This window comes from Variovorax sp. F042, assembly GCF_057814215.1.
The window spans coordinates 315,268-333,245 of sequence record NZ_JBVASX010000001.1; the positions used below are offsets into that span (position 1 = coordinate 315,268).

The 17,978-nt window shown below is 67.7% G+C and carries 16 protein-coding genes; 9 read left to right on the forward strand and 7 right to left on the reverse strand.

The window, feature by feature from the left end; all coding sequences use genetic code 11:
- Window positions 1–4 precede the first annotated feature (4 nt).
- The 3 genes from ACZYSP_RS01555 to ACZYSP_RS01565 are packed head-to-tail and all read right to left on the reverse strand — an operon-like array spanning window position 5 to window position 2,993.
- Window positions 5–949 (reverse strand): ABC transporter permease, encoded by a 945-nt coding sequence (locus ACZYSP_RS01555; RefSeq protein WP_093054864.1) that lies wholly within the window; start codon window positions 947–949, stop codon window positions 5–7.
- Between the two features lie 15 nt (window positions 950–964).
- Window positions 965–1,846 (reverse strand): alpha/beta hydrolase family protein, encoded by an 882-nt coding sequence (locus ACZYSP_RS01560; protein WP_489012829.1) that lies wholly within the window; start codon window positions 1,844–1,846, stop codon window positions 965–967.
- Window positions 1,847–1,859: 13 nt separating this feature from the next.
- Entirely contained in the window at window positions 1,860–2,993 is a 1,134-nt protein-coding gene (locus ACZYSP_RS01565; protein ID WP_489012830.1) for a C45 family autoproteolytic acyltransferase/hydrolase, read from the reverse strand.
- 166 nt (window positions 2,994–3,159) lie between these two features.
- Between ACZYSP_RS01565 and ACZYSP_RS01570 the strand changes: the two genes are divergently transcribed.
- The 6 genes from ACZYSP_RS01570 (at window position 3,160) to bioD (ending at window position 8,973) form a co-directional block, all read left to right on the forward strand.
- Window positions 3,160–4,053 carry a LysR substrate-binding domain-containing protein gene (locus tag ACZYSP_RS01570; protein ID WP_093054870.1) on the forward strand — a complete coding sequence of 298 codons (894 nt, stop codon included), beginning with the start codon at window positions 3,160–3,162 and terminating at the stop codon, window positions 4,051–4,053.
- A gap of 103 nt (window positions 4,054–4,156) precedes the next feature.
- Window positions 4,157–4,468 carry a plasmid stabilization protein gene (locus tag ACZYSP_RS01575; protein WP_093074500.1) on the forward strand — a complete coding sequence of 104 codons (312 nt, stop codon included), beginning with the start codon at window positions 4,157–4,159 and terminating at the stop codon, window positions 4,466–4,468.
- Window positions 4,469–4,481: 13 nt separating this feature from the next.
- Entirely contained in the window at window positions 4,482–5,351 is an 870-nt protein-coding gene (locus tag ACZYSP_RS01580) for an NmrA family NAD(P)-binding protein (RefSeq protein WP_489012831.1), read from the forward strand.
- Window positions 5,352–5,634: 283 nt separating this feature from the next.
- Window positions 5,635–7,017: an adenosylmethionine--8-amino-7-oxononanoate transaminase gene (bioA, locus tag ACZYSP_RS01585; protein WP_489012832.1), complete on the forward strand. Its 1,383-nt coding sequence runs from the start codon at window positions 5,635–5,637 to the stop codon at window positions 7,015–7,017.
- Complete coding sequence (gene bioF, locus ACZYSP_RS01590; protein ID WP_489012833.1) at window positions 7,001–8,233, forward strand: 8-amino-7-oxononanoate synthase; 1,233 nt, start codon at window positions 7,001–7,003, stop codon at window positions 8,231–8,233. The genes bioA and bioF overlap by 17 nt, the downstream gene beginning before the upstream one ends.
- Entirely contained in the window at window positions 8,230–8,973 is a 744-nt protein-coding gene (gene bioD, locus ACZYSP_RS01595) for a dethiobiotin synthase (RefSeq protein WP_093074492.1), read from the forward strand. The genes bioF and bioD overlap by 4 nt, the downstream gene beginning before the upstream one ends.
- Here the strand turns inward: bioD and ACZYSP_RS01600 are convergent.
- Window positions 8,956–10,008 (reverse strand): aldo/keto reductase, encoded by a 1,053-nt coding sequence (locus ACZYSP_RS01600; protein ID WP_093054881.1) that lies wholly within the window; start codon window positions 10,006–10,008, stop codon window positions 8,956–8,958. The two genes, bioD and ACZYSP_RS01600, sit on opposite strands and share 18 nt — an antisense overlap.
- A gap of 244 nt (window positions 10,009–10,252) precedes the next feature.
- Here ACZYSP_RS01600 and ACZYSP_RS01605 point away from each other — a divergent pair, with 244 nt between their 5' ends.
- Window positions 10,253–11,245: an AraC family transcriptional regulator gene (locus ACZYSP_RS01605; protein WP_093054883.1), complete on the forward strand. Its 993-nt coding sequence runs from the start codon at window positions 10,253–10,255 to the stop codon at window positions 11,243–11,245.
- 154 nt (window positions 11,246–11,399) lie between these two features.
- Window positions 11,400–12,632, forward strand: a complete 1,233-nt coding sequence (locus ACZYSP_RS01610; RefSeq protein ID WP_258355008.1) for an SAM-dependent methyltransferase — start codon at window positions 11,400–11,402, stop codon at window positions 12,630–12,632.
- A gap of 49 nt (window positions 12,633–12,681) precedes the next feature.
- Here ACZYSP_RS01610 and ACZYSP_RS01615 read toward each other — a convergent pair whose 3' ends face one another.
- Window positions 12,682–14,415 (reverse strand): carboxylesterase/lipase family protein, encoded by a 1,734-nt coding sequence (locus ACZYSP_RS01615; protein WP_489012834.1) that lies wholly within the window; start codon window positions 14,413–14,415, stop codon window positions 12,682–12,684.
- A gap of 125 nt (window positions 14,416–14,540) precedes the next feature.
- The gene (locus tag ACZYSP_RS01620) at window positions 14,541–15,473 is read right to left on the reverse strand and encodes a LysR substrate-binding domain-containing protein (protein ID WP_489012835.1); all 933 of its coding nucleotides are present in this window, start codon (window positions 15,471–15,473) and stop codon (window positions 14,541–14,543) included.
- A gap of 127 nt (window positions 15,474–15,600) precedes the next feature.
- Here ACZYSP_RS01620 and ACZYSP_RS01625 point away from each other — a divergent pair, with 127 nt between their 5' ends.
- The gene (locus ACZYSP_RS01625; protein ID WP_489012836.1) at window positions 15,601–17,088 is read left to right on the forward strand and encodes an MFS transporter; all 1,488 of its coding nucleotides are present in this window, start codon (window positions 15,601–15,603) and stop codon (window positions 17,086–17,088) included.
- A 23-nt stretch (window positions 17,089–17,111) separates the two neighbouring features.
- Here the strand turns inward: ACZYSP_RS01625 and ACZYSP_RS01630 are convergent, their stop codons facing one another.
- The gene (locus ACZYSP_RS01630) at window positions 17,112–17,975 is read right to left on the reverse strand and encodes a substrate-binding periplasmic protein (RefSeq protein ID WP_489012837.1); all 864 of its coding nucleotides are present in this window, start codon (window positions 17,973–17,975) and stop codon (window positions 17,112–17,114) included.
- Window positions 17,976–17,978 lie beyond the last annotated feature (3 nt).

A 17,978-nucleotide genomic window follows, 5' to 3' on the forward strand; every position in this document is an offset into this window, starting at 1 on the left:
GTGCTCATTCGACGGCGACTCTCGGGTCGAAGAAGGGGTAGCAAAGGTCGATGACGAGATTCACCACCACGTAAATCACTGCCACGAACAGCAGGCAGCCCTGTATCACCGGGTAGTCGCGCGCGAAGATCGCATCGACCAGCAGCCGGCCCAGCCCGGGAATGGTGAACACCGTTTCCACCACCGCGATGCCGCCGAGCAGGTTGCCCAGCACCAGGCCGATGAGCGTCCACGTTGGCCCGAAGGCGTTCTTGAAGGCATGGCGCATCAGCACCGCGCGCTCCGACAGGCCCTTGGCGCGCGCATGCGTGATGTAGTCCAGCCGCAGCACTTCGAGCGTGCTGGCGCGCGCCATGCGCATCAGCACGCCGATCTCGTGCAGGAACAGCGTGAGCACCGGCAGCACCAGGTAGAGCAGGCCGTTCTTCCAGTCTTCGGCGATGCCCACGTAGCCCACCACCGGCAGCCAGCCCAGCTTCAGGCCGAACAGCAGCAGCAACAGCAGGCCCAGCCAGAAGGTCGGAATGGAGACCAGCAGCGTGGCCGTGCCGACCAGCAGCAGGTCGGGCGCGCGGTTCTGCTTCCACGCGGCGATCATGCCGGCGGGCACCGCCACCATCGCGGCCAGTGCCACGGCCACCAGCACGATGCGGCCGCTGATGAGAAAGCGGTCGGTCACCAGCGAGAGTACGTCCTGCCCGCTGTTGATCGAGGTGCCCAGGTCGCCCTGCAGCACGTGGCCGAACCAGATGCCGAACTGCGCCGGCAGCGAGCGGTCGAGCCCGAGGCGGGCACGCAACTCGGCCAGGCTGGCGGGCGTGGCGAGGTCGCCCAGCAGCAACTGCGCGGGGTCCCCGGGAATCAGCCGTATCAGCACGAACACCGACACCGCCACGATGAGCAGTGTGGGTATCGCCATGGCGATGCGGGACGCTGCGAAACGGAACATGGGCCGTCTTCCTTGTTACGTGGCGCGCGGCTCGCGCAGTGCATGCAGTGCGTCGGCGAAGAAGTCCTGCACGTGGCCCACGCAGGCCAGGCCGTTGTGCGGCACGTTGTCGAGCAGGTCGAAAGTGACCTTCACGCCCGCCGCCTCGAAGGAGCGGCGCAGCGTTTCCAGCCGCTCGGGCCGGGTGCGGCCGGCATCGTTGGCGCCGGGCATGTAGTACTTGCCGCCTTCGCGGTGCGTGATCTCCCAGGTCTCGATGTCGGCCTTGCCGGCAATCATGTGGACCGGCACGCGGCGCAGGGCTTCGAGGTTCATCGGCTTGCCGAAGCGGCCGGCAAAATCTTTCGTGCCCACCCACCAGCCTTGCTCGGGGTCGATCAGCGTGACCGAGCCGGGCGCGCCGATGGACACGGCCCACAGTCGCTCGGGGTGCAGCATTGCGAAGCGATTGGCGAACTGGCCGCCGCCCGAGTAGCCGAAGAGCGCGAACTGGCTGAAGTCGCAGCCGAACTTCTCGCCCACCTCGGCGACCATGTCGAGCAGGATGCGGTCGTAGTGGATGTCGGCCTCGATCAGGTGCTTGAAGCCGTCGCGATTGCCGTCGCCGCGCACGCCGGCCGGGAACAGCGGGCACAGCACGATGCAGTCGTTCCACTTGGCGAAGCCGCTGAAGGCCTCGCGGTAGTTGACGAAACCGCGGCCAGTGCCGTGCATCACCACCACCAGCTGCATCGGCCGCGCGCCGGGCTTGCCGATGTGCTCGGGCACGTAGGTGCAGTAAGAAAAGCGCGGGTCGCTGCGCGAGGCGTAGATGGTGCTGGGGCCCAGGTCGTAGATGGAGCGGGCGCGCTGGTCGGCCAGCGCCGTGGGGGCTTCGGTGGAAGTGTTCTGGGTCATGGGAGCGGGGCGATCAAAGCGTGTATTCCTGGAAATTGCGGGCCTCGTAAGGCTTGCGCGCGACCCACATTACGCGGTTGGCCGCGTCCATGAGCGTGGTGGCGACGGTGGCCGAGATGCTGCTGAAGTCGGCCGGCTTCGGGGTGCGCAGCACGCCGTCGGGCTTGCCGAACTCGTCGGCGAGCGAGGCCTTCACGTCGGTCCAGTCGATGCGGCCCTCCACGCGGCGCAGGGCGTTCTCCACGCGGTGCTGGCGGTAGATGCTGTCAGGGCGCTGCGGCAGGCCCGGGTCGCGCAGCTTGATGACGGCCGAGGGCGACATCCAGTGGTTGGCATGCACGAGCAGGTCGTTTTCGGGCAGCGTCCAGAAGATCTCGCCGGGCGAGGTCTCGAGGCTGATGCCCGAGCCGTCGTTGCCGGTGGACTGCGCCAGGATCATGTTGTTGGCGCAGTAGCGCTTCGAGGCCCAGATGGTCTTCATTGCCTGCGCGAGGTTGGTGGCCTCCAGTACACGTCGGCGCAGCAGCACCAGCGGCACGCCGGCGCCTTTCTGGAAGTCTTCATGGCAGGTCAGCGAATTACCGGTGAGCGACACGCCGTTGCTGTTGAAGCCGTGCCGAGCCAGCGCGCCGGCTTCGGTGAAGGTGAGCATGTCGGGGCCGCCTGCATTGCGGATGCGCAGCACGATGCCGGTGTCCACGCATTCCTGGCGCCAGTCCCAGTTGTGGGCGTGCATCAGGCGGCCGGTGGCCGAGCGCGCGGGCAGCACGACGAGGCCGGTGCAGTCGCCGTCTTCGGAGGGTGCCGCGTCGACAGAAGCTTCGGCGGGGCGCTTCATGTCGGCATAGCCGAAGAGCATCTCGGTGCGGCAGTTGAGCATCACGATGTCTTCGAGCGGTACGCCCGCGCCTTCGGCGATGCCGCGCATCTCCTCGAGATAGCTCGCGTCGTAGGCCTCGATCAGCGGCAGCATCGAATGCGCCAGGTGGCGGATGGTGGCGTCGTCCAGGCCGCGGCGGCCGAGTTGGGCGCGGTAGAGCGCCACGCCGCCGGCCACGCGCTCGGGCACGGCGCGGCCGTGCTGCAGGCCGCGCGCATGCGGCGTGCCGGAAACATCGACGAGGGGAAAGTATTCAGGGGTGGTCATGAGGTGAAAGGGGCTGGGGCGTTCCTGTCATCGGCCTGCCGCCTGAAGGCGCTAGGGCAATGACCATGGCCCGCATTCTTCGGCAGGTACAGGAAAAAATAAATTTAAAAATTATTTAGAATTAGTAAATAAATTCTTTTCCTTTCAACGCGGCACGCAACACGCCATGAGCAGCATCCGCTTTCTTCGCACCTTCGTGGCCGCCGCCCGTGGCGGCTCCTTTGCCGCGGCTGCCGACCAGGTCGCGCTGACGCAGGCCGCCGTGGGCCAGCAGATGCGCGCGCTCGAAGCGGAAATGAAGAAGACGCTGTTCGACAAGACCGGCCGCACCATGGTGCTGAGCCCCGCGGGCCATCTGCTGCTGCCGCGCGCCGAAGAGCTGCTGGCGCAATACGAGTCGATGCGGCGCGACCTGCAAGACCAGCGGCAGATCGCCGGCACCATCAAGCTCGGCTCGCTGATCTCGGCCATGGGCTTGCTGTCGAGCACGCTGGCGCAGCTCAAGTCGCTGCATCCGAACCTCGAAGTCGAACTGCGCGTGCGTGAGCAGACTCAGCTGATGCAGGACGTGGTGAGCGGCGAGCTCGACGCGGCCGTGGTCGTCGAGCGGCAATGGCCCGAGGTGCCGGGCCTGCTGTGGACGCCGTGCTACGACGAGACGCTCACCGTCATCGCCAACTCGGGCATCGCCGCGCCCGACACGAGCATTGCGAGCCTGTTCGCCAGCCAGCCCTTCATCCGCTTCGACCGGCGCACGCCGACCGGCGCGCGCATCGACCGCATCCTGCGGCGGCTGCAGCTGGTGCCGAAAGAGTTCCTGGAGCTCAACTCGCTGCTGGCCATTGCGGAGCTCGTGCGCAAGAACGTGGGCTTCACCATGGCGCCGCTGCTGAAAAATTTCGACTGGGAAAGCGACCCTGCGCTGTGCGTGCTGCAGCTGCCCGGCCGGCCGATCGCGCGGCGGCTGGGCATGCTGGAGAACGGGCGGCGCAGCCACATCACCGGCGTGGTCCGAGAAGAGATGCTGGCGCACCTGCGCCGCATGAAGCCGGGCTCCTGACACGCACGACAGACAAGGCTGACGCGCGGCCCGCGCGTCTTCCGACCCACGGCGCGTCTCGCGCGCCCAGCATGGAGGCTTCTCATCGAGCAGGAGCAATGCCATGCCAAGAGGCGACAAGTCGTCCTACACGGACAAGCAGAAGCGACAGGCCGAGCACATCGAGGAAGGCTACGAACACCGCGGCGTGGGCAAGGCCGAAGCCGAGCGCCGCGCCTGGGCCACGGTGAACGCCGAGACCGGCGGCGGCAAGAAGTCGGGCTCCGGGCGCGGCAAGGCCGAGAACCATGCGCCGGCACGCAAGGGTGGGCGCATGGGTGGTGCGGCCGCCGCGCATCGCCCGGCGGCCGCTCGCTCGGCTTCCGCGATGAAGGCCGCCGCCACGCGCAGGCGCAACGCCGAAAAGCGCGGCTGACACGCAGCCGACGATGCACATCATTCTGGGAGCGACGGGCCACGTCGGCTCGGCGCTGGCGCAAGACCTGCTCGCGCGCAGCGAACCGGTGACAGTGGTGACGCGCGATGCGCACAAGGCCGAAGCCCTGCGAACCAAGGGCGCGCACGTGGCCGTGGTCGACGTGTTCGACACACATGCGCTGCACCGCGTGTTCAAGGGCGGCCATCGGTTGTTCGTGTTGAACCCGCCGGCAGCGCCCTCGACCGACACGGTGGCCGAAGAGCACAGGAGCCTGCGCGCCATTCTCTCGGTGCTCGAAGGCTGCAGGCTCGAGAAGATCGTCGCCGAGTCGACCTATGGCGCGCAGCCCGGTGAGGGCCTGGGCGACCTGGGCGTGCTGTACGACATGGAGCAGGCGTTGCGCGCCGGCCCGACGCCGTTCTGCGCTATTCGCGCCGCGTACTACATGAGCAACTGGGACGCTTCGCTGAAGACCGCGCGTGAGGAAGGCAAGGTGTACAGCATGTACCCCGCCGACTTCAGGTTGCCGATGGTGGCGCCGCACGATCTCGGCCAGTTCGCCGCCAGGCTCATGCTGGGCTCGCCCGAGTCCTCGGGACCGCATCACGTCGAGGGGCCGGAGCGCTATTCGGCGGGCGACGTGGCGAGGGCTTTCTCGCAAGCGCTGGGGCGACCGGTGGAGGTGGTCGAGACGCCGCGCGAGCAGTGGGAGAAGGCGTTCAAGTCGCTGGGCTTTTCCGACGCTGCCGCCAGGTCGTACGCGGCCATGACGCGCGTCACGCTGGACCAGCACTACGAAACGCCCGACAAGCCGGAGCGCGGCGCGATTTCATTGGGTGAGTACATCTCCGCGCTGGTGAAGAAGAGTCCGGACCGCTGAAACCCGCCAATATGCTGTCCGATATCCGGGGCTCAGGCCGTGAAGCCGCTAAAACCGGACATTCGTGACCTGTTTCTGGCGGCAGCCGGACAACTTGCGTTTTCCCGCCATGGCGGCCCGGGCGCGAGAAGCCGTCTTGTTCGTTGACGTTGCTCCGAACGCGGCTTCTACGCCTGGAAACGTCGCTGATTCGTCCGTCATTTCGCATGCCGTCCAGCGGTTTGCCGCACGGCGAACCCATCGATACGATCCCGCGCCTTGCCCTCACGAAAGGAATGCGCGGGTGCCTTCTACGACTGCTTCTTCCTCATCTCCCAATACCGACTTGCAGCAACGCAGCCGGCGCCATGTCTGGCATCCGTGCACGCAGAGCATTCGCCTCGAAGCAGTGCCGCCATTGCCCATCGCGCGAGGCGAGGGCGCCTGGCTTTTCGACCATGAAGGCCGCCGCTACCTCGACGCCACCAGTTCGTGGTGGGTCAACCTCTTTGGCCACGCACACCCCGCGCTCAACGCTGCGTTGAAAGACCAGCTCGACAAGCTCTCGCACGTGATGCTCGCGGGCTGCACGCACGCCCCGGCCGTGGAACTGGCCGAGCGCCTGTCCGCGCTGACGGGGCACGCGCTGGGCCATTGCTTCTACGCCTCCGATGGCGCTTCTGCGGTGGAGATCGCGCTGAAGATGAGCTTCCACGCCTGGCGCAACGCTGGCCGTGGCGGCAAGCAGCGCTTCGTCGCGCTGAAGCAGGGCTACCACGGCGAGACGCTCGGCGCCCTGCACGTGACCGACGTGCCGGTGTTCCGCGACGCCTACGCCCCCTTGCTCGCGAATGCGCACCTCGTTGCTTCACCTGATGCACGCAACGCCAAGCCGGGCGAAGACGCGGCCGTCGTCGCCCGCCGCGCCGCAGCCGAACTCGAAGCTCTGCTGGCCGAACAGCACGACACCATCGCCGCCGTGATCGTCGAGCCGCTGGTGCAATGCGCCACCGGCATGGCGATGCACGACCCCGAATACCTGCGGCTCGTGCGCGCCTTGTGCGACCGCTACCAAGTTCACCTCATCGCCGACGAGATAGCGGTGGGCTGCGGCCGCACCGGCAGCTTCTTCGCGTGCGAGCAGGCCGGTATCTGGCCCGACTTCCTGTGTCTCTCGAAGGGCATCAGCGGCGGCTACTTGCCGCTGGCGCTGGTGATGACGCGTGACGCCATCTACGAAGGCTTTGTCGACGACGACGTGGCGCGCAGCTTTCTGCATTCGCATTCGTACACCGGCAACGCGCTGGCCTGCCGCGCGGCGGTGGCCACGCTGGACCTGTTCAAGAGCGAAGACGCGCTGCAGCGCAACCGCGGCCGGGCGGCGCGCCTGCTGCAGCGACTGCACGACGGGCTGGAGGGCCAGCCTGTCGATCACCTGCGGCAGCGAGGAATGATCACGGCCTTCGACGTGCGCGAGCCCGGCGCGCGCTTTGCCGAGCGCTTCCACATGGCGGCGCGTGCGCAGGGGCTGCTGATGCGGCCGATCGGCAACACCGTCTACCTCATGCCGCCGTATGCGATCAACGACGGAGAGATCGACCAGCTGGTCGACGGCACGCTGGCCACGCTGAAAGCCGTCATGGCCACGAGTTCAAAGGAAGGAGCCCGCGATGTCGCGCTTGCTTGACCGCCTGCAGGGCGAGATCCATGCGCTCGACGCCCAGTCGCTGCGCCGCCGCAGGCAGATCGCCGAAACCGCCTGCGCACCCGAACAGACCCTGACGCTGGCCGGCGCCACTGCTCCGCGCACCATGCTCGGCTTCAGCAGCAACGACTATCTCGGCCTCGCCGCGCATCCCGCATTGGCTGCTGCGTGGGCCGAAGGCGCTGCGCTGTATGGCACCGGCAGCGGCGGTTCGCACCTGATCCTTGGCCACTCGCGTGCCCACGCACAGCTCGAAGAGCGGCTGGCCGGCTGGATGGCGCCTTTCATCCCCGAGGCGCAGAGCCTGTTCTTCTGCACCGGCTACATGGCCAATCTCGCGGTGCTGTCGGCGCTCGGCGGTGCCGAGGCTGTCATCTTCTCGGAGTCGCTCAACCATGCCTCGCTGATCGACGGCGCGCGACTGGCCAAGGCGCGCGTCGAGCGCTATCCACATTGCGACGTGGCCGCGCTCGATGCGCAACTCGCCGCTTGCGACGCGCCGGTCAAGCTCATCGTGAGCGATGCCGTGTTCAGCATGGACGGCCACATCGCGCCGGTTGCCGAACTGCTCACACTGGCCGAGCGGCACGACGCCTGGCTGGTGATCGACGACGCGCATGGCTTCGGCGTGCTGGGCGACACGGGGCGCGGCGTGCTCGAAGCAATGAGCCTGCGCTCGGAGCGACTGGTGCTGGTGGGCACGCTGGGCAAGGCGGCTGGCGTGTCGGGCGCTTTCGTAGCGGCGCACCGTACCGTCATCGACTACCTGGTGCAGCGTGCGCGGCCCTACATCTTCACCACCGCCGCGCCGCCAGCCGTCGCACATGCGCTGCTCGCGAGCCTGACGCTGATCGAGGGCGAGGAGGGCGCGGAACGCCGTGCACAGTTGCTGGCCCGCATCGCGCAGTTGCGTCGCGGCCTGAAGGAAGTGCTGCCAGCAGATAGAAGCGCGTGGCTGCCGGAGTCACCCACCGCAATCCAGCCGCTGATCGTCGGCGACAACGCACGCGCGATGCGAGTCATGGCACAGCTCGATGCGCGCGGCCTGCGTGTGGGCGCGATCCGCCCGCCGACCGTGCCCGCCGGCACGGCGCGGTTGCGCATCGCGCTGTCGGCCAGCCACAGCGAAGCCGATGTCGCGCGGCTGGTCGATGCATTCGGTGAAGCGCTCGCGCAGCCTTTGAAGGAAGCCGCATGACGCGCCGGGCCTGGTTCGTGACCGGCACCGACACGGGCATCGGCAAGACGCTGGTCAGCAGCGCCATGCTGAGCCTGCTGGCCGGCTCGGGCCTGCGCGCGGTCGGCATGAAGCCGGTGGCCGCGGGGCTGGAAGACATGAATGGCGAATGGCGCAACGAAGACGTGGAGCAGCTGCACGCGGCCGGCAACGTCGATGCGCCGCTGGCGCTGCGCTGCCCGTACCTGCTGCGTGCGCCGATGTCGCCGCACCTGGCGGCCAGGGAAGAGGGCGTGCACATCGCGCTGCAGCCGATGCTCTCGGCCTTCGCGGAACTGTCGGCGCGTGCCGATGCGGTGGTGGTCGAAGGCGTGGGCGGCTTCTGCGTGCCGTTCGGCGACGACCTCGACAGCGCCGACCTCGCCGTGGCACTGGGCCTGCCTGTGATCCTCGTGGTCGGCCTTCGGCTGGGCTGCCTCAACCATGCGCTGCTGAGCGCCGAGGCGATTCGCGCGCGAGGCCTTGTGCTGGCGGGCTGGGTGGCGAGCATGGTCGATCCATCGATGCTCGCGCCGCAGGCCAATCTGCAGACGCTGCGCGCGCGTCTCGGTGCGCCCTTGCTCGGCATCGTGCCGCACCTCGAACACCCCGATGCGGCCAGCGCTGCCCGCCACATCGACCTGCGCGCACTGCGCGCGACGGCAGCGCATGCCGCGCGCCGCGCTGCGTCGTCGGAGACGCTCTCAGCCGCGCTGGTTTGATTCCACCAGCCGCTTGCCGCGCACGCCGCCCTGGCGTTCCAGCATCCAGCCCGGGTACTCGGCCGGCAGCGCGCTTACCTTGTCCAGCGTGGCGAGTTCATCGGCCGTGAGCTTGATGGCCGTGGCGGCGATGTTGTCGTCCAGCTGCTCGGCGCGCTTGGCGCCGATGATCACGCTGGTCACCACCTGCTGGTGCAGCAGCCATGCCAGCGCGATCTGCGCGACCGACACCTTGCGCGCCTCGGCCAGCTGGCGCATCACGTCGATGCAGTCGTAGGCGCGTTCGACGTTCACCGGCGGAAAATCGAAGGTGGTGCGGCGGCTGCCTTTTTCCGCTTCGGTGTTGCGGCCGAACTTGCCGCTCAGCAGGCCACCCGCAAGCGGGCTCCAGACCATCAGCCCGACGTTTTCGCTACGCAGCATCGGGGCCAGCTCGCGCTCCAGGTCGCGTCCGGCGATGGTGTAGTAGGCCTGCAGCGACTCGAAGCGCGCCAGCCGGTCGCGCTCGGCGATGCCCAGCGCCTTCGCGATCTGCCAGGCCGCCCAGTTCGACACGCCCACGTAGCGCACGTGGCCCTGGCGCACGAGGTTGTCCAGCGCGTGCACGGTTTCCTCGATGGGCGTGGCCGGGTCGAAACCATGGATCTGGTACAGGTCGATGTGGTCGAGCTGCAGACGCTGCAGGCTGGCTTTCACGCCATCCATGATGTGAAAACGCGAGGCGCCGGCCGAGTTGACGCCCTTGCTGCCGGTTTCGCCCAGCACCTTGGTGGCCAGCACGAAGCTGTCGCGCGGCGCCTTGAGGTTCTTCAGTGCCTGGCCGGTGATGATTTCTGACTGGCCGTCGGAGTACACGTCCGCCGTGTCGATGAAGTTGATGCCGGCGTCCATGGCCTTGCCGATCAGCCCTTCGGCCTCGGACTGCTGCAGGTTGCCGATCTGGCCCCAGATGCCGGAGGAGCCGCCGAAAGTCATGGTGCCGAGGCACAGCTCGGAAACGAAGAGGCCGGTGCGGCCGAATTTGCGGTATTGCATGGAGGAATCCTTTGCGGTGGAGGCGCCCGAGGGAGGCCGAAAGGGCCGGAAAGCCCGGGCGACTGCAAAAAGTATCCGGCTGCCGCCCCCGGCGTGGCGAGCGCGTTCCTGCAAAGTATTTGCCTGATTCTCCAGACCTCCCCGCCGGCAGGTGCGAATCCAAGGGAGGCGCGCTAAGCTACAAAACCGCTCAATCCTCCATGGTGGCCATTCCCTGGCCTCCCACCGCGACAAGGCCCCGAACATGTCCGACGAAACACCTGAAATCGCCGCCGTCATCGCCCAGCCGATGCCGCTGGAACCCGAACTCGACGAAGCCCGCAAGGAACTGGTGGCGCTGATCGAGCACATCACCCAGGGGCAGGACGGCACCGTCATCACCGCCGTGCCCGGCCTGCAGGTGTTCTGCATCAGCAAGCCCGAAGGCCCCAAGCACGGCTTTGCGTCGCCGGCGCTGGGCCTCATTGCGCAGGGCTCCAAGCGGATCATCGTGGGCGACGACATCTACGTGTACGACCCCATGCACTACCTCGTCACCTCGGTCGACCTGCCGGTGTGCGGCCAGGTGTGCGTCACGAGCGAGAAAGAGCCGTACCTCGGCGTGCGGCTGGAGCTGGCCCTCGACGAAATCGGCGACCTCATCGGCGACGAGAAGCTGCCGGCCAAGGCCAACGCGCCGGCCTCGCGCGGCATGTACGTCAACCGCATCGCCATGCCGGTGCTGGAGCCGGTGCTGCGCCTGCTGCGACTGCTCGACACGCCGGAAGACGTGCCGATCATGGCGCCGCTCATCAAGCGCGAGATCATGTACCGCCTGCTGGTGAACGGCGAAGGCGCGCGCCTGCGGCAGATCGCGCTGCAGGACAGCCACACCCAGCGCATCGCCAAGGCCATCAGCGCGCTGCGCGTGAACTACGCGCAGTCGCTGCGGGTGGAAGACATGGCGCGGGCGGTGCACATGAGCGTGTCGTCGTTCCACCATCACTTCAAGGCCGTTACCGCGATGAGCCCGCTGCAGTACCAGAAGCAGCTGCGCCTGCAGGAGGCGCGCCGCCAGATGCTGATTGCCGGCGCCGACGTGGCGAGCGCCGCGCACAACGTGGGCTACGAAAGCCCGTCGCAGTTCGCGCGCGAGTACGGCCGCATGTTCGGCGCACCGCCGCTGCGCGACAAGCGCCGCTGGCTCGGCGAGGCGGGCAACGATGCGATGGGGGCGGAGTCGATGGAAGCGGCCTGAGCGTTCGCTTGCGGTGGGCCGGCCGCCTTGTAGCACTTGCTGCAATTTCTTGCGTCGTCCCGACCATGCAGGTTTTGCAAAATTTCGCTATTGTTTTGTTCGCTGCAGCAGCCCGCTCATGTGATCGGGAGAACCAAACAACACGGAGAAATGCATGCTTTGGGAAAAGAAGCTGGCGCAGTGGAGCGCCGCCGTTCGTGCACGCGCCAACCTGCCTGCGCGGCTCACCTTGTGGGACGGCCAGTCTTATGACTTCGGCACCTTCAGCGGGCCCTCGGTCACGCTGCACGTGAAGTCGCCCGCGGCGCTGTCGCTGATGCTGCAGCCCACGCTCGACAACCTGGGCGAGGCCTACGTCAAGAGCAAGATCGACATCGAAGGCAAGCTCAGCGACGTCATCGACATTGCCTACGGGCTGGCCAAGACATCGATGGACAAGCCCGGCGGCGCGCTGCGGCACATGGCGCGCTACTTCGCGCACACCAAGTCGTCGGACAAGAAGTCCATCGAGTACCACTACGACGTTTCCAACGACTTCTACCGGCTGTGGCTCGACCCGAACATGGTCTATTCGTGCGCCTACTTCGAGAACGGCGACGAAGACCTCGCCACCGCGCAGCTGAAGAAGATCGACCACATCCTCACCAAGATCGAACTGAAGCCGGGCCAGACCCTGCTCGACATCGGCTGCGGCTGGGGCGCGCTGGTGATTCGCGCGGCGCAGAAGTTCGGCGCGCGCTGCGTGGGCGTGACGCTGTCGCAGAACCAGTTCGACCTGGCGACCGAACGCGTGAAGGCCGCCGGCCTGCAGGACCGCATCGAGATCCGCCTGCAGGACTACCGCGACGTGACCGGCCAGTTCGACCGCATCACCAGCGTTGGCATGTTCGAGCACGTGGGCCGCAAGAACCTGCCCGCGTACTTCAAGCGCGTGCAAGAGCTGCTGGCCGACGACGGCGTGGTCATGAACCACGGCATCACCTCGTCCGACCCCGAGGGCGGCGGCGTGTCTTACGGCGGCGGCGACTTCATCGACCGCTACGTGTTCCCCAACGGCGAACTGCCGCATATCAGCCTAGCACTGCAGGCCATGCAGCAGGGCGGCCTCGAAGCCTTCGACGTGGAGAACCTGCGCCGCCACTACGCGCAAACGCTGCGCTGCTGGAGCGATGCCTACGAAGCCAACAGCGAGAAGGCGCACGCGTTCGTCGACGAGGAGAAGTTCCGTATCTGGCGCATCTACCTCGCGGGCTGCGCCTATGCCTTCGAGAATGACGACGTGGCCATCTACCAGATCGTCGGGCGCAAGGCGGGCAGGTCGGCGAAGACACTGCCCTGGTCGCGCCGCTACATCTACGACGGCACTTCGGCGTTGAATGCGGGCTGACTGATGGTTGCGGCGGCGTGCGGCCCGAGGGCCGCGAGCCTGAGCCGCTTCAGTAGCCCAGAAGACCGTCCCAGATGGCGAGTTGCGCCATCTTCGGTACCGTGCCGACGACCACATCCCCGCTGCTGCCTTCGCCCATGCGCACCGCATTCGCCAAGGGGCCGGTGTAGCGCGGCCACGCTGTGCCGGTGCCGAATGCCGTGGCCTGAGGCTCACGCGCGAAAGACACCAGCGCCGCTGCCATGCTTGCCGACAGCTGCGCTTCCGCGGTGCCGTTGCCGACCTTGTCCTTGTAGTAGTCCAGCCCGTAGGTGCCGAAGAGCAATGGCAGGTCGGCGCAGTGCGGCACGCCGTGTCCCGGCGCCTTGAGAGCGTGCGCGTAGGTGCCGAAGCGCACGTCCTTGCCTTCACTGGCGAGCCTGCCGGCGTAGTGCACCGAATGGACGCGAATGGCGTAGTCGCCATAGATCTCCACCATCAGGTCGCCGGCGCCCGTCGGCCGTCCCTCGTCGGCGGCAGCCTGGCGGTAGCTTGCAAGCACCTGGCTGCTCACCGTGGCCGAGTTGGTCAGCGATGTGATGTATGCCAGCAGCTGCGTGTCGTTTTGCGGCAGGGGCGCCGTCAGCGCCTTGCCGGTGGCGGGGTCGATCAGGTCGACGAAGAAGCTGCCTTCGGTCAGCGTGGTCGTGATGATCACGGGCAGGTCGGCCGGCCATGCGGCACGCGTCCAGTCCGCGAGGCAGAACTGCGCATCCACGACCGGAACGAACTTCGAACTGCGCCCGGTCGTGATGGTGGCTGGCAACGGCTGCGCGTTGAGCGCTATCTCCGCCGCATGGAGCGTGGCGGCCGGCACGTCGCGCAGGCCCCGCGGCGTAGTGTTCAGGCGGGCGGCCAGCAGCTCGGTGTATGCCGCCGCGTCCTTCAGGCTGAAGCTGTTCGGTGCCGCGTTGCTGCCGGGGCTCAACAGCACGACCTTGCGCAGGAACTTCCGGGAGGTGGGGTTCTGCGCAATGACCGCTGCGCTGGTGCCGCCGGCCGATTGCCCCATCAGGCAGATGTTGTCCGGGTCACCCCCGAAGGCGGCGGCGTTCTGGTGCACCCATTGCAGCGCGGCCATCTGGTCCTGCAGCTGCCAGTTGGCGACGCTGCCGGTGTCGGCATCGACAAGGTCCGGGTGCGAAAGGCCGCCCAGCGCACCCAGCCGGAAGTTGACCGTGACCACCACCACGCCGAGTGCCGCGAGTGCTGCGCCGTTCATCAGCGGCATGCTGGTGGCGCCGGTGCGCCAGGCGCCGCCGTGCAGCCACACGATCACCGGCGCCCTGGCGGCATCGGCAGGCGCCCACACGTTGACCGTCAGGCAGTCCTCGCTCTGCTGCGCCGGCACGGGGTAGATCCATGTGACGTACGGCGGCAGCGTCTGCAGGCTGGCAGCGCCGAACTTGTCGGCGTTCACCACGTCGGACGCGGGCTTGAACGGTTTCGGCGACTGGAAGCGCAGCGCGCCGATGGGCGCCTGGGCATACGGAATGCCGAGGTACGACGCAACGCTGCCGCTGACCTGTCCCTTGAACCGCCCCGAGGTGGTGTCGGCGACCGGCGCAGCGGCCTGCTGTCCGGTGCCTGTGCCGTTCCCGGCAAAAGGTGTCGAGAAGCCGCCACCGCCTCCGCCGCCGCAACCGGCCAGCGGCAGCGCGATCAACGCGCCGGTCGCCTGGATGAACCGCCGCCGGCTTTCGGGCCAGATGGGGAAAGAACTCTTCTTCTCGTGATGCGCCATCGTCGTCCTCGGGTGGCCGGTTCCACAGCGGACCCGACTTGCGGCCGATGCTAGGAGCGATGACCGTGCGATGACACCCGGGCTAATGCAACGCAGCTTTCTGAATATGCAGTTTCGAAACGACGCTATCTCACCGTTTTCGAATAGGGCTCGGTGGCCTCCACCAGCATCGCCAGAAACTGCCGCCCCGCCAGCGTGAGGTCGCGGCGCGAGGGATACAGCGCGTGGATCGAGATGGTCGGCGGCGCCCACCCCGGCGCCACCACGCGCAGGCGGCCCTGTTCCAGGTCTTTGGCACACAGGCTGACCGGCAGCCGCGCGATGCCGATGCCCACGAGCGCCGCCTGGTGGATCTGCAGCAGGCTGTCGCTGGTGAAACGTGGATGCACGTTCAGCTCGACCTCGGCATCGCCGGGCCCGCGCAGCAGCCAGCGCGAGGGATGCGGGCCGAAGGTCCAGCCGATGGCGGGGCAGTCGTCCAGCGCGGCAAGCGCTTGCGGCGTGGCCGGTTCGCCCAGCGATTCGAACAGCGTCGGCGTGGCTGCCAGCAGGTACGGAAAATCGCCGAGCTTGCGCGACACCATGCTCGAATCGGGCAGCGTGTCGATGCTCGGGCGAATCAGCAGGTCGGCCGCCTCGCTCCAAGGGGAAGGGCGCCCGTCGGTGGAGTCCAGCGTCAGCGTCACCTTCGGGTGCCGCTTGACGAACTCCACGCACAGCCGCCCGACCAGGCCCGTGGCCATGGCGACGGGGCACGACACCCGCAGATGGCCCGACGGCTCGTTGAGCGTGTCCTGCGCCACGGCGAGCGCGTTGCGGGTTTCGGCGCGAATCGCCAGGCCGTGCTGGTACAGGCGTTCGCCGATCTCCGTCACCTTGAAGCGCCGGGAGCTGCGCACCAGCAGGCTCACGCCCAGGCGCTTTTCGAGGCCCGCGATGCGGCGGCTCAACCGGGACACGGGAATGTTGTGGCGCGTGCTCGCAGCGTTGAACCCGCCGGCTTCCACCACCAGCACGAGCGCGATCAGGTCGTCGACGACGCCATTGAGTTCATCCATTCGCAGCTTTCTGAAGCGCCCGGCGCCCGGATGACGCCGGCCGGCTGCACCGGACTGTAGCCAACGAACGGCACCGAGAGCCCGAGCAGCGGACAGGGACTCGTGCCGTCTATAGCATGCACGGCTCATGACCTCCCCCAACAGAACAACAAACCGCCCGCTGGTCATCGCCTCCATCATGGCCTCCATGGCGATGGTGGCCATCGAAGCCACCATCGTCTCCACCGTGATGCCGCAGATCGCCTCCGAGCTGGGCGGCCTGCATCTCTACAGCTGGGTGTTCGCCTCCTTCCTGCTCGCACAGACCGCGATGACGGTGGTGTTCGGCAAGCTCTCCGACCTGTACGGCCGCAAGCCCATCATGTTCGTGGGCATCGCCGTCTTCGTCATCGGCTCGGTGCTGGCGGGCTTCTCGTGGTCGATGCCGGCCATGATCTGCTTCCGGCTGATACAGGGCATTGGCGCGGGTGCCATCCAGCCCGTGTCGCTCACCATCGTGGGCGACCTCTATCCGGTGCGCGAGCGCGGCAAGGTGCAGGGCTGGTTGGCAAGCGTGTGGGCGGTGTCGGCCGTGGTGGGGCCGATGATCGGCGCACTGATCGTGCAGAAGCTGTCGTGGGCCTGGATCTTCTGGGTCAACGTGCCCATCGGCCTGGCCGCGGCGGCGGGCTTCTGGTTCTTCTTGCACGAGGCGCCCACGGTGCGGCGCTCGTCCATCGACATGGTGGGCGCGGTGCTGTTCACCATCGGCATTGCGGCGCTGATGATTGCGCTGACCGAGTTCGGTGTCGGCAATTCAGGCGTGGCGCTCGCGTGGGCCGGGTTGTTCGTCGTCACGCTCGCGCTGTTCATCGCGCAGGAGCGCCGCGCAGCCGACCCCATGGTGTCGCTGCGGCTCTGGGGCGCGCGGATGATCGCCACCGTGAACGGCGCGGCCATGCTCGCCGGCATGGTGCTGATCGGCATCACGACCTTTTTGCCGATGTACGTGCAGGTGGTGCTCGAGCGTTCGTCGGTCACGGCCGGCCTCACGCTCACGATGGTGATGCTGGGCTGGCCCATCGGCGCGACGCTGACCTCGCGCACGTTCCACCGCATCGGCCTGTGGCGCATGGTGGTGGCCGGTGCGGCGCTGATTCCGCTGGGCACATCGACCTTCGCCTTGCTGGGGGCCGGCAGCTCGCCGGTGCTGCCCGCCGTGGGCTCTTTCATCATCGGCCTCGGCATGGGCGTGATGAGCCTGAGCTCGCTGATCCTGATCCAGGAGGGCGTGGAGCTTTCGCAACGTGGCGTCGCCACGGCGTCGAACGTGTTCTCGCGCAACCTCGGCAGTGCGCTGGGCGCGGCCTTCTTCGGCGCGGTCTTCAATTTCGGGCTGACGCGCGGCGACGGCACGATGATGTTCACCGACGACCAGTTGCGCCTGCTGCTGCAGGGCGTGCACGGCTCCGTCGCGGGGGATGCAGGCATCCGTCTGGCGCTGGGTGGCTCGCTGCATCTCACCTTCGTGGCGATGCTGGTCGTGAGCCTGGGTGTGATCGCGCTGGCATTGCTGCTGCCCAAGGAAGGGCTGGAGAGCCACGCAGTCGGGGCGGGGAAGCCGGCGCCGAAGTAGTCCGGCCCCGAACCGCCACCCACTCAGGAATGACAGACGAACCCGTCCTTGAGCAGCGTGATCTCGAACTGCAGGTTGCCCGCGCGCGCACCGCGCGCCTGTGCCAGCGTGCCGTCCGCGCGCCATTGGCGCAGCGCGGCGGCCAGGTAGTCGCGCGAGGCGGCGTCGCCTTGCGGCAGGCGGATGGCGGCGTCCGATGGCGGGCGCAGGCCGCTTGCCAGTGGCTTGTAGAAGCGCCATTCGTCGTTCTTCAACAGGCGTTCCAGCACTTCGGCATCTTCGGCCAGCGCAGCGCATTCGCCCGCCATGAAAGCCGACACGGCATGTACGGAAGAGGGATAGCTGCGCGGCTCAGCCCCATAGCGCAGAGACACTGCACCGGCATAGCCTGAGCCTTCGCCCACGCAGACCGGCGCGCCGCGTAGCGCCTGCGCATCCTGCACGCGACCCTTGCGCAGCGCGACCACCAGGCCACTGCCTGTGTCGTAGCTGCCGGGGGCGGCGTCGATGCCTTTCGGCGCGGCGGCAGACGGCACTCCTGCGATCAGCAGGTCGACGCGGCCATCGCGCAGCGCGGCGTCCTGCGCGGCAGCGTCCAGCCCTACCAGTTCCAGCGTCACGCCCAGCGAGCGGGCCAGCTCGCGCGCCAATGCGGCATCGAAGCCATCGGGTTCCGGTGGCGTGGGTGCTTCGGGAGGGGCGGGGCGTGGATAGCGGCGCACGCCGACGACCAGCGTGCCGCGCTCAATGACCCTGGCCAGCACCGGCCCCTTGGGCAGTTCGCTCAGGCGGCTCCCCGAAGCCCAGGATGCGCCAAGGCCAGCGAGTGCGGCCGCCGCGACGAGCGAGGCGCCTGCCAGCGCGAGCCGGCGGGGGCGCGAAGCCACTGG

Bases quoted from the DNA above. Each gene is read 5' to 3' on its own strand.
- ACZYSP_RS01555 (WP_093054864.1), bottom strand. From the start codon at position 949: ATGTTCCGTTTCGCAGCGTCCCGCATCGCCATGGCGATACCCACACTG.
- ACZYSP_RS01560 (WP_489012829.1), bottom strand. From the start codon at position 1,846: ATGACCCAGAACACTTCCACCGAAGCCCCCACGGCGCTGGCCGACCAG.
- ACZYSP_RS01565 (WP_489012830.1), bottom strand. From the start codon at position 2,993: ATGACCACCCCTGAATACTTTCCCCTCGTCGATGTTTCCGGCACGCCG.
- ACZYSP_RS01570 (WP_093054870.1), top strand. From the start codon at position 3,160: ATGAGCAGCATCCGCTTTCTTCGCACCTTCGTGGCCGCCGCCCGTGGC.
- ACZYSP_RS01575 (WP_093074500.1), top strand. From the start codon at position 4,157: ATGCCAAGAGGCGACAAGTCGTCCTACACGGACAAGCAGAAGCGACAG.
- ACZYSP_RS01580 (WP_489012831.1), top strand. From the start codon at position 4,482: ATGCACATCATTCTGGGAGCGACGGGCCACGTCGGCTCGGCGCTGGCG.
- bioF (WP_489012833.1), top strand. From the start codon at position 7,001: ATGTCGCGCTTGCTTGACCGCCTGCAGGGCGAGATCCATGCGCTCGAC.
- bioD (WP_093074492.1), top strand. From the start codon at position 8,230: ATGACGCGCCGGGCCTGGTTCGTGACCGGCACCGACACGGGCATCGGC.
- ACZYSP_RS01600 (WP_093054881.1), bottom strand. From the start codon at position 10,008: ATGCAATACCGCAAATTCGGCCGCACCGGCCTCTTCGTTTCCGAGCTG.
- ACZYSP_RS01605 (WP_093054883.1), top strand. From the start codon at position 10,253: ATGTCCGACGAAACACCTGAAATCGCCGCCGTCATCGCCCAGCCGATG.
- ACZYSP_RS01610 (WP_258355008.1), top strand. From the start codon at position 11,400: ATGCTTTGGGAAAAGAAGCTGGCGCAGTGGAGCGCCGCCGTTCGTGCA.
- ACZYSP_RS01615 (WP_489012834.1), bottom strand. From the start codon at position 14,415: ATGGCGCATCACGAGAAGAAGAGTTCTTTCCCCATCTGGCCCGAAAGC.
- ACZYSP_RS01620 (WP_489012835.1), bottom strand. From the start codon at position 15,473: ATGGATGAACTCAATGGCGTCGTCGACGACCTGATCGCGCTCGTGCTG.
- ACZYSP_RS01625 (WP_489012836.1), top strand. From the start codon at position 15,601: ATGACCTCCCCCAACAGAACAACAAACCGCCCGCTGGTCATCGCCTCC.